Annotated in this window: 7 protein-coding genes; 2 read left to right on the top strand and 5 right to left on the bottom strand. The window is 61.9% G+C overall.

Features of this window, described 5'->3' with window-relative positions; all coding sequences use genetic code 11:
- Positions 1–469 precede the first annotated feature (469 nt).
- Both rssB and rssC read left to right on the top strand, forming a co-directional pair.
- Positions 470–1,654: a two-component system response regulator RssB gene (gene rssB, locus ABEH27_RS23295; protein WP_346615824.1), complete on the top strand. Its 1,185-nt coding sequence runs from the start codon at positions 470–472 to the stop codon at positions 1,652–1,654.
- Positions 1,651–2,133: an anti-sigma factor antagonist RssC gene (rssC, locus tag ABEH27_RS23290; RefSeq protein ID WP_186555062.1), complete on the top strand. Its 483-nt coding sequence runs from the start codon at positions 1,651–1,653 to the stop codon at positions 2,131–2,133. Before rssB ends, rssC begins: the two co-directional genes overlap by 4 nt.
- Before the next feature lie 163 nt (positions 2,134–2,296).
- Here the strand turns inward: rssC and ABEH27_RS23285 are convergent, their stop codons facing one another.
- The 5 genes from ABEH27_RS23285 to ABEH27_RS23265 form a co-directional block, all read right to left on the bottom strand.
- Entirely contained in the window at positions 2,297–4,153 is a 1,857-nt protein-coding gene (locus tag ABEH27_RS23285) for an alkaline phosphatase D family protein (protein WP_346615823.1), read from the bottom strand.
- A 100-nt stretch (positions 4,154–4,253) separates the two neighbouring features.
- Positions 4,254–5,180, bottom strand: coding sequence for a transaldolase (gene tal / locus ABEH27_RS23280; RefSeq protein ID WP_346615822.1), 927 nt, complete (start codon positions 5,178–5,180; stop codon positions 4,254–4,256).
- A gap of 187 nt (positions 5,181–5,367) precedes the next feature.
- Positions 5,368–6,378 (bottom strand): tRNA dihydrouridine(20/20a) synthase DusA, encoded by a 1,011-nt coding sequence (gene dusA, locus ABEH27_RS23275; protein WP_346615821.1) that lies wholly within the window; start codon positions 6,376–6,378, stop codon positions 5,368–5,370.
- 1,184 nt (positions 6,379–7,562) lie between these two features.
- On the bottom strand, positions 7,563–9,335 hold the full coding sequence (locus ABEH27_RS23270; RefSeq protein ID WP_346615820.1) for a phosphoethanolamine transferase CptA: 1,773 nt from the start codon (positions 9,333–9,335) through the stop codon (positions 7,563–7,565).
- Between the two features lie 136 nt (positions 9,336–9,471).
- Complete coding sequence (locus ABEH27_RS23265; RefSeq protein WP_346615819.1) at positions 9,472–10,497, bottom strand: LacI family DNA-binding transcriptional regulator; 1,026 nt, start codon at positions 10,495–10,497, stop codon at positions 9,472–9,474.
- Positions 10,498–10,636 lie beyond the last annotated feature (139 nt).

Raw genomic sequence — 10,636 nt, 5'->3', positions numbered from 1 at the left:
GCAGATCTACAACACAGAACGGCCTCATATGGCCCTGAAAAACAAAACGCCCGATGCTGTGCATCGGGCGTTTTGAGGCCTGTCGGCCTACCTGAACAGATGTAAACCTATTTCAGGACTAGACACAGATCAATGCATGGCGAGGATGCGCATGCGGATGAAGCCGCGTTTCTCATCGATTTGAGGGCTTCGCTGGCGTCCGGCATCCTGCTCATTGGGTTACACAGGTCACCTTTCTTATAACTCCCGGTGATTTCGCCTGCAAAGAGCATCGAACTCGACCCACGCATGCTTGAAACGCCTGGCGGATGGGAGTACCGTCTGCGCCTTACAAGGTACCTCTGCCGGTTGCCTGGGCCGCCTTCTTGGCCTACAACTCAAGTAGAGTGTTACCACAGAGTATTCCAGCAGCCGGATGTCAGCCTTGCAGACGCCCCTGCACCAACCCAAATCGGCGCCGTTCGCCCACATGCAGAAAATCAGTGCAACGCTGCTGATCATCGATGATGACGACGTGGTCCGTGCGAGCCTCGCCGCCTATCTGGAAGACAGTGGCTTCAGCGTCCTCCAGGCCAGTAATGGCCAGCAGGGGCTCCAGGTCTTTGAAGAACACCAGCCCGACCTCGTGATCTGCGATCTGCGCATGCCGCAGATGGGCGGCCTCGAACTGATCCGCCAGGTCAGCGAGCGCGCCCCGCAGTTGCCGGTGATCGTGGTATCGGGGGCCGGCGTGATGAGCGACGCGGTCGAGGCCTTGCGCCTTGGCGCGGCGGACTACCTGATCAAGCCGCTGGAAGACCTTGCCGTGCTCGAGCACTCGGTGCGCCGAGCGCTCGACCGTTCGCGCCTGGTGGTGGAAAACCAGCGTTACCGCGACAAGCTCGAAGCGGCCAACCGCGAGCTGGAGGCCAGCCTGCACCTGTTGCAGGAGGACCAGACCGCCGGTCGGCAGGTGCAGATGAACATGCTGCCAGAGAGCCCCTGGGCTGTCGGGGAGTTCGCCTTCGAGCATCAGATCATCCCGTCGCTGTACCTGTCTGGCGACTTCACCGACTATTTTCGTGTGGATGATCGGCGCATTGCGTTTTATCTGGCCGATGTCTCCGGGCATGGCGCGTCATCGGCATTCGTCACCGTGTTGCTGAAATTCATGACCACCCGGCTGATGTTCGAATTCAAGCGCAACAGCAAATTGCGCGAATTCAAACCGTCGGAAGTGCTCAGCCATATCAACCGTGGCTTGATCAACTCCAAGCTGGGCAAGCACGTGACCATGGTTGGCGGGGTAATCGACGAAGACACCGGCCTGCTGACCTACGCCGTTGGCGGCCACCTGCCGCTGCCGGTGCTGTATACCCCGGGCCAGGCCCGCTACCTGGAAGGCCGTGGCCTGCCGGTGGGTTTGTTCGACGAAGCCACCTACCAGGACCTGGTCATGGAGCTGCCGCCGCAATTCAGCCTGAGCCTGATGTCCGATGGCATCCTGGACCTTTTGCCAGGTGACACGCTCAAAGATAAAGAGGCCGCCTTGCCGGAAATCGTCAAGGCAGCGGGTGGCAGCCTGGATGGGCTGCGCCAACGATTTGGATTGGCTACGCTTGGGGAGATGCCGGATGATATCGCCCTAATGGTGTTGAGCAGGAACCTTCAATGAGTACCGGTAGAATCCAGTTCGCCGAGCAGAGTGGTACCTTCGTTCTGAAGTTCGTCGGTGAAGTGCGCCTGACGCTGTGTTCGGCGCTGGATGCGACGATCGAGAAAATCTTCACCGCGTTGAATTTCTCGGCCATCGTCATCGACCTGACGGAAACCGAAAGCATCGACAGCACCACGCTGGGCCTGCTGGCGAAGCTGTCGATTCTGTCGCGGCAGAAAGTCGGCCTGCTGCCGACTGTGGTCACCACCAACCCGGATATTTCGCGACTGCTGCAATCCATGGGGTTCGACCAGGTGTTCAACATCGTCGACCGCCCAGTGCCATGCCCGGAGTGCCTGACCGACCTGCCTTCGCAAGATCAGAACGAAGACGTGGTGCGTTCCAAGGTGCTGGAGGCGCACAAGATTCTCATGGGCTTGAATGACTCCAACCGTGAAGCCTTCCATGACCTGGTGAGTGCGCTAGAGCGGTCCTGATTGTTCGTTCGCAAGGGCCTCTTCGCGGGGCAAGCCCGCTCCCACAGGAGCCACGGGTTTGGACTGTCCGACACCAATCCAACCCTTGGGGGCCAGTCCAGTTTGTGGGAGCGGGCTTGCCCCGCGAAGAGGCCGGCAAGCCCTGTAAAGTACCCCCGCCCAATCACTCCCGCCGCGCAAACTCCGTCGCCTCAGCGCCATCAGCATTCAGCTGAAACACCCGCGCCGGCCGCCCCTGTTCATCAAAAAACACCTGCCCCAACCCCGCACTGTTCCACAACCGCTCCCCGGCCTTGCTATGGCTAGGGGTCCGCGGCACCACCTCCATTTCCCGTCGCCGGGTAAACCAGTTCAGCGGTGAGCGCGGCGAATACAGCCAGCGGTTGAGCCGGTCGAGCACATCCAGCAGCCGTCGCGGGAATTCATTCTTGATCCCGCTGCTGGTGACCTGCCACAAGTGCGGGCTGCGCTGGCGATGGCGAATCAACACCTCGTAGACGAACGAGTAGTGCACATCGCCCGACAGCACCACGTAATGCCCGGGCGTGCGCGAATGGCGGAAAATGTTCAGGATCACCTGGGCGGCGCCGCGGTGGGCCATCCAGTTTTCGGCATCCACCAGTAGCGGGTATCCCAGCCAGCTGAACAGCTTTTGTACCGTTTCGATCAGCTTGACCCCGAAGATCGGCGCCGGTGACACGATGATCGCCGAAGGGTGGTCGAGCAACGCTTGCTGCAGCTCGCTCAGCGCCTCCCAGTCGAGCAGGCCTGAAGGTTTGGCCAGGTCGCTCTCGCTGCGCCAGCGGCGCGTGCGCGTGTCCAGCACCAGCAGCGGCGGGTTGCTGGGCAGGCTGAACTGCCAGCCCTGGAAGCGCAGCAGGTCACCGATCAGTTGGTCTTGCGCCTGGCGGTCCAGCTGCGGGCGGGCGAGCGCCTGGTACTGCTCGGCCAGGGCCGTGCAGCTATCCGGGTCGTTGCCCCAGGCCTGGCACAGCAGGTAACCGAGCAGGGCATTGCCGATGATCCGCCGCGAGAAGGGGTGGCCATAGGCGGTTTCTTCCCATTGCGCCGAGAGGTTCCAATCGTCGGTGATGTCGTGATCGTCGAAGATCATCAGGCAGGGCAGGTGGGCCATTACCCGCGCCACCTGGCCCAGGTTGGCGGCAAACGCCTCGATCAACGGCAGTTCTGCGCGGTAGCGCGCCTGGTGCGGCTCGGCGAGGCCTGCGGGCATCTGCAGGCTGACCAGTTGCCAGGGCACGGGCGACCACACCAGCAGGTACATGGCCATGACCTCGGCGAAGGTCACGAGGTGGTTGTCGGCATTGCTGGAGGAGAATATCGGTTTGCGCTTGCCGCCAAAGAAGCGCTCGCGCAAGGTTTCGTTGCGTTCCTGGGCGGGCAGCAGGTCGGCGCGGTGGTAATAGCTGGCAGGGTGCTGGTAGAGCGACTGGCTGTCGGCGACGACAGCGCCTTCCAGCTGCTCATCGAACAGGCCGAGGCGCTCGGTCAGCGAATGAATGGCCCGCAACATCGGGCCGGCAACGTCATCGGCATAAACCTGATCGCCGGTCATCAGCAGCACAGCAGGGCGCGCTTCAGGCTTGCAGGCTGCCAGCAAACGGTCGGCGCACAGCAGGCCGTCGGCGGCTGGGTGATGGGGTTTGCGGCACGAGCCGTGCAGCAGTTGCTCCAGGCGATCGCGCAGCACCAGGCTCGGCCGCTGGGTGCCAGGGTAGAGCAGGTGTGGCGCCCAGTCGGCGATGCCCTGGTCGTTGACCAGCAGGTCGTACTCGATGGCGACGTTACAGGGCAGGGGTTGGTCGAAATGGATGTCCAGCAGGTGAATAAAAGCCTGCTGGCCGATCGGAATGACCTGGCACCCCACCTTGGCCGCGCCATCCATGATGAACTCGGGTTGCAACGGTTGGCTGCCGACTAGCCAGATGGCCAGGCGCTGGGGCTCCAGGCGGCGCAGTACCGGGCCGGCGAGAACGAGGGGCAAGGAGGTGAGGGTCATCAACAGCTCTGGTGTCTGAAAGGCCCGTTTCGGCGGGAGTGAAGCAAAACGGGCGGAAAATGCTGAACATTTCCCGCCCGCCTGGCAAACCAGATTTGTGTCAGGCTTTGTCAGCCATCAGCTTTTCCAGTTTCTCCTGGTCGCGCGCAAACTGGCGAATGCCCTCGGCCAGCTTCTCGGTGCCCATTGCATCTTCGTTCATTGCCCAGCGGAACTGGCTTTCGCTCAGCACCTGCTTGGCCTCGCCGGCATTGCCCGGCTTGAGTGCGCGCGGCAACTCGCCCTGGTCATCGCTCAATTGCTGCAGCAGCTCCGGGCTGATGGTCAGGCGATCGCAGCCGGCCAGTTGCTCGATCTGGCCGATATTGCGGAAGCTGGCGCCCATGACCACGGTGTCGTAACCGTTGGCCTTGTAATAGTTGTAGATGCGCGTGACGGACTGCACGCCCGGGTCCTCGGCGCCGACATATTCCTGGCCGGTGCTTTTCTTGTACCAGTCGTAGATACGGCCCACGAACGGCGAAATCAGGAACACCCCGGCATCGGCGCAGGCTTGTGCCTGGGCGAACGAGAACAGCAGGGTCAGGTTGGTCTGGATGCCTTCCTTCTCGAGCTTCTCGGCAGCACGGATGCCTTCCCAGGTGGAGGCCAGCTTGATCAGCACGCGATCTTTGGGCACCCCAGCCGCTTCATACAGCCCGATCAGCTGGCGGGCCTTGTTCAGCAGTGCCGGCTCATCGAACGACAGGCGAGCATCCACTTCCGTGGAGATACGCCCCGGGATCGCCTTGAGGATACCCGCGCCCACGGCCACGGCGAACTTGTCGCAGGCCAGGTCGACATCGCCCTTGGCGTCGCCTTTGACCTGCTTGAGCAGCTCGGCATAGCCCGGGATGGCGGCAGCTTTGAGCAACAACGACGGGTTGGTGGTGGCATCCACCGGCTTGAGGCGGGTGATGGCGTCCAGGTCCCCGGTGTCGGCGACAACGGTGGTGAACTGCTTGAGTTGTTCCAGCTTGGAAGTCATGGCGTGCTCTGTCCTGTGCGATGTCTCGACATTACCCGAGCCCCGACGGCCGCTCAAGGGGCCATTGGGGCGGTGGCGAATTGTCGAAGGTGATGATTCGAGTCACCAGCCAGCACGAGGTTCCCCACAAAGAACAGCGCGGTCCCTGTGGGAGCCGGCTTGCCGGCGATAGGCCCGCCAGACCACCTTACCGCCCCTGCAACAACTCCGCCGCTTGGTCAAACACCACCAGTGGCTCCGACGCCTTGTGAATATCCGCCGACAGCAATTGCCGGAACCGCCGCGCCCCCTTGAAGCCCTGGCCCAACCCCAGAATATGCCGGGTGACGTGATGCATCGCACCGCCACTTTCCATATGCGCCACGATATAAGGCCGCAACCGCGCCATCGCCTCGCTACGGCTGACCACCGGCGCATCACTGCCAAACAGCAGCTGATCCACCTCAGCCAGCACATACGAGTTGTGGTACGCCTCGCGCCCCATCATCACGCCATCGAACGTCTGAAGATGCGCCTGGCATTCTTCCAAGGTCTTGATGCCGCCGTTGAGCACAATCTCCAGGTCCGGGAAGTCCGCTTTCAATTGCGCGGCCACGTCGTAACGCAGCGGCGGAATCTCACGGTTTTCCTTCGGCGACAGCCCTTCGAGAATCGCGATCCGCGCATGCACGGTAAAGCTGCGGCAGCCCGCCTCGCGCACCGTACCCACGAAATCACACAACTCGGCATAGCTGTCACGGCCATTGATGCCGATGCGGTGCTTCACGGTGATCGGCGTCGACACGGCATCACGCATGGCCTTGACGCAATCGGCAACCAACACGGGGTGGGCCATCAGGCAGGCGCCGATCATGTTGTTCTGCACCCGGTCGCTCGGGCAGCCGACATTCAGGTTGACCTCGTCATAACCCGCATCCTCCGCCAGGCGCGCACACGCGGCCAGGTCGGCCGGCACGCTGCCGCCCAGTTGCAGCGCCAGCGGGTGCTCGGAGACGTCATGGCGGAGGAAACGGTGGGCGTCGTTGTGCAGCAGGGCGCCGGTGGTGACCATTTCGGTGTAGAGCAGCGTGTGCTTGGAGAGCAGGCGCAGGAAGAAGCGACAGTGGCGGTCGGTCCAGTCCATCATGGGGGCAACGGAGAACCGGCGCGACGGCTCAGGCCTTGTCGCAACTGGGTTAGAGCCTGATTTTGCAGTCATTTCGTTCAACGTGTTTCATACCGGATTCGGGGTTTTCAGGGTGATTTCAGCAAGCGAAGGCTGCGATGTAGCAACCGGGCTGCAACGTGTAGCAAATGCCCGTGGCAACGGGCAGCGCACGCAGGGCAGATTGTTAAGCCTTCTACACAGGCCCTGTTCGCTTGAGGAGAGAAGGCAGCTAGTTTACCAAGAGAGATCGCGGTTCGTCCGGAAACACGTCCTTCGAATGCTGTTGGGGCGACATGAGGCCCTACACGCCATTCCACACTACATTCCATCGTTGGCAACCAGCACCAGCACCAGCGTCGGAAGCATAAATTTCAAACGCTACGCTGCACCTGTAGGAGCTGGCTTGCCTGCGATGGGCTGCGCAGCAGCCCCAATACAGGCGAAACCCTCTCAACTCTGAGCGCACATATCGCAGCAATCTCGCTCAGAGATCAGATTGCATTGGTCAAATTTGCGACAGGCGCTCTTGAGCAGATGGGGCAAAAAATGGGGCAAACCATAGCTTTCGACCCATTGCGGACGTTCGCCATGACATCGTCTGCGCCTATGAGATCGAGCGCCGCCCGCGCGGCGCATCGCGGATAAATCCGCTCCTACATTTGTTTTTGGCCAATTATGTCGGAGGGGTGCGCGCGACCGCCTTGGTGCATGACGCAATATCGAGTCGTACAAACAAGGGTTCGCGCGCGTCTGTCACTGACGTTACTGGCCTGAAACAAACGTAGGAGCGGATTTATCCGCGATGCGCCGCGCGGGCGGCGCTCGATCTCATAGGCGCTGAAGATTTAAAGGCGAACACATCCGAACACCGCACTAACCCCAGGGCATGTAGGGACCGCTTCGGGTCGAAAGCAGCCGGTCACCACTGACCTATTTCGGCCCATAGTGGACATCCGAATGCCGGGGCCGCTTCGCGGCCCATCGCCGGCAAGCCCGGCTCCCACAGGTACCGCGCAGGCCCGGAGACTGGTGATATTTCTGAGGGAGCCGGCTTGCCGGCGAGAAGCGGATGTCTAGAGACATTCGGGTCTACGGCAACCATCAGAACAAGGGAAAAAGGCCGATGGCGCGGTACTGTGCCCCGCCCGGATCAGCCTTCAAAAAAAGTTGCCCTAGTTACCACGAGTGGCCGGCGTCCGCCCGCCCATCGGGCAGGGGCCGACATACTAGCTGTGTCACATCTTGCTTGGTACGGCCTTGCCGTTCGCGGCGGTCTCCTGCACCCGCTGCGCCTTGTCCATCGGCAGCAAATCAAACTCATGCAGCCCATCCTGGCGATACGGGTCGCCGATCCAGCGCGGCGCCACCACAAACAGTGGGTTCACCAGGCTTTTCGCCGGCTCGTAGCGGTCATAACTGAGCCCCGCCAGGTCCGACAGCGTGTGGATCAGGTGCGAGCTGCTGTACGGTCGGTTGGCCATGGCCTGCAGGTCGCGAGGGTGGGCGGCTTGCCAGCTGGGTGAGGTCCACAACAGGAACGGGATGGTGTACATCGGCCGGGTCGGGGCGCCTTCGTTGCGGCCCAGGCGGTCGTGCTTGCCGGAGCTGTAAACGTCTTCGCCATGGTCGGACAGGTACAGCAAAAAGCCGTTGGGGGTGGTCGCCGAATAACGCTTGATCAGGCTCGACACCACGTAGTCGTTGTAGCGCACCGCATTGTCGTAGAAGTTGTAGGTTTTCACCTGCTCGTCATTCAGTGCGGACGGCACGCCCTGGCGGTCGGTGAAATGCTGGTAGTTGTCCGGGTACCGGTAGCGGTAATCCATGTGCGTGCCCAGCAGGTGCACGATGATCAACTTCTTTTGCGCCGGGTCCTGCAGGGCCTTGTCGAACGGTGCCAGCACCACGTCGTCATACTGGCTGGCATTCTGGCTGCGCTGGTTGTTCAGGTACACCGGCGCGTCGGTCTGCTGCGAGAAGGTGGTGAGCATGGTGTTGCGTTTGGTCATGGTCTGCTGGTTGGTGATCCAGAAGGTCTTGTAGCCGGCCTGCTTCATCAGGTTGATCAGCGACGGGTCGGTGAGGAAGCGGTCGGGGTGCTGCTCGTTACCGAAGGTGAGGATCTGCTGCATCACTTCGATGGTGTAGGGGCGCGGCGATACCACGTCGCGAAACACGGTCAGGCTCTTGTCGCTGGCGGCCAGTGCGTCGAGGTTGGGCGTGGTGTCGCGGTTGTAGCCGTACAGGTGCATGTGCTCGCGGGTGGTGGACTCGCCCAGCACCAGCACCAAGGTGCGCGGCGCATCACCGCTGCTGTCCTGCAGGTTTTGCAGCGGTGGCAGGGAGGCGTTCTGGGCCAGCAGAGTCTGCATGTTGTCCAGCTGCTGGCGATATTGCCGGTAGCCGACCACCAGCTGCCACGGTACGGCAGGCTCCATGCGTTGCTGCACTTTCTCCGCGGCATCGGCGAAATTGCGCTCCTGGGTGACCATCTGCTTGTAGAACGGCAAAACCAGGTTGGCAGCCAGCAGCAGCACGGCAATCGGCAGGCGGCTGCGCAGGGGCAGGGTGACCGGGCGCAGGCGTTTCCACAGCAGCACCGCACCAACGGTGTACAGCAGCAGCCCCAGCATCAGCCAGATGTTGAAGTATTGGCTGAAGTACTCGCCTGCTTCAGCGGTGTTCGACTCGAACATCACGAAGATCACGCTTTGCGAGAATTCCTGGCCATAGATGCCGAAGTAGCTCAGGCCAACCAGCGAGGCAGCCCACAGCACCAGGCCGATGACGGCGGCGGTGGCGCGGGTTGCACGGGGCCACAGCAGCACGGGTACCAGCCACAAGGTGCTGAGGAACAATGCGTTGCGAAAACCGGCGAAACCGGTGGTGCCGCTGAACATCAACAGCGCCTGGGTGACGCCGGAAAAATACCAGAAGAACAGCAGGAGCCAGCCCAGGCCGGCCCAGTCCACACGCTTTGCGGTGGATGGGGATGCGGTGTTTGCCACGTGTGCCTCATTGAACCATGGCGGCAACCCAATGTGCGGGCTGCCGGAGAGGCAGTGACGCTAGTGGGGAGGGTGTGAAAATAACGTCAACGGGGCATGGAAAATGTATCGAGCGTCATTCTCGGCGCGGCGCTGGCTACGATTGCCGGGTTGATTCACGCTGAACCAGGGTTGGCATGGGCGCATCGATGCGCTGGCGCTGCCCAGTGCCGTTGATGTGTTCGAAGAGCAGTTCGATGGCCAGTGCCGCCACGTCTTCCAGGTGCATGTTCAGCGATGTCAGCGGCGGCGAGCATTCGCGCGCGCGCAAGCCGTCATAGCGGGTGACCACCTTTACGTCCCGAGGAACGTTCAGCGTGCTATCGCGCAGCGCACGTACCGCGCCTGCCGCGAAGGCATCTACCGGCACACACAAACCGTCGATGTCGGGGTACGCCTGCAGCAGGTCCAGGCACGCCGCCGCGCCTGCTGCTTCGCCACCGCCTTCGTCTGCCCGGACAATCGCCGGCACCTGGTCATGCTGCGTGCAATAGGCGCGGTAGGCCCGCTCCATGTCCAGATAGGAATGCCTGGACTGAACCCCGATTAGCAGGCCGATGCGCCGTGCGCCTTGTTGATGCAGGTGCTCCAGCAGCAGTGCGCCGGTCTGTTCGCCATGCATGTCGACATACGGCAGCGCGTCTTGCGCCTCGGGTTGACGCCCGATGGACACCATTTTTACGCCGCGTTTGCGCAAGCACGCCACGTGCGGGTCATTGGCCACCGGCTCGATGATCACTGCACCGTCTATATCCAGGGTGCCCAGCAGGGCTTGCGCTTCATCCATCGGGGGCACCAAGACCAACGCCACGCCCTGGCGCAGTGCGGCTTCTGTTGCGGTCGCGGCAATTTCCATCAGGAACCCAAGGCGCGAAGAGCCACCGGCAACCGCAAAGGGCATCGAAGAGAGCAGGGCGATGGCATTGGCGCGGCCGGTACGCAGGCGCTGAGCGCGCAAGTTGGGGCTGTACCCGAGGCGCTCGGCAACGGCCTTCACCAGTGCCCGTGTCTCCGGATCGACCTGGCCGCGGTCGTTCAGTGCGTGAGAAACGGTAGTGCGCGAAACGCCCGCGGCGTCGGCGACATCGGCAATGGTGAGGCGACGAGGTGTGCTGCTGGGCATGGGCTGGAGGGCTCTTTAAGCGATGGCCGCAGTTATACGCTGCCTCGTAGTCAGCGGCTACTTGCTGCCCATTGGTGAAGCTGCATTGACACTGCAAAGGGTTGGGTCTAGATTTCACCCAAATCGATTTGGGTAACAA

It is taken from the genome of Pseudomonas sp. P39-UII1 (assembly GCF_039672635.1).
Lineage (GTDB): Bacteria > Pseudomonadota > Gammaproteobacteria > Pseudomonadales > Pseudomonadaceae > Aquipseudomonas.
Note: the sequence above shows the minus strand (reverse complement) of the source record. Positions and strands in the feature narration are given on the sequence as shown.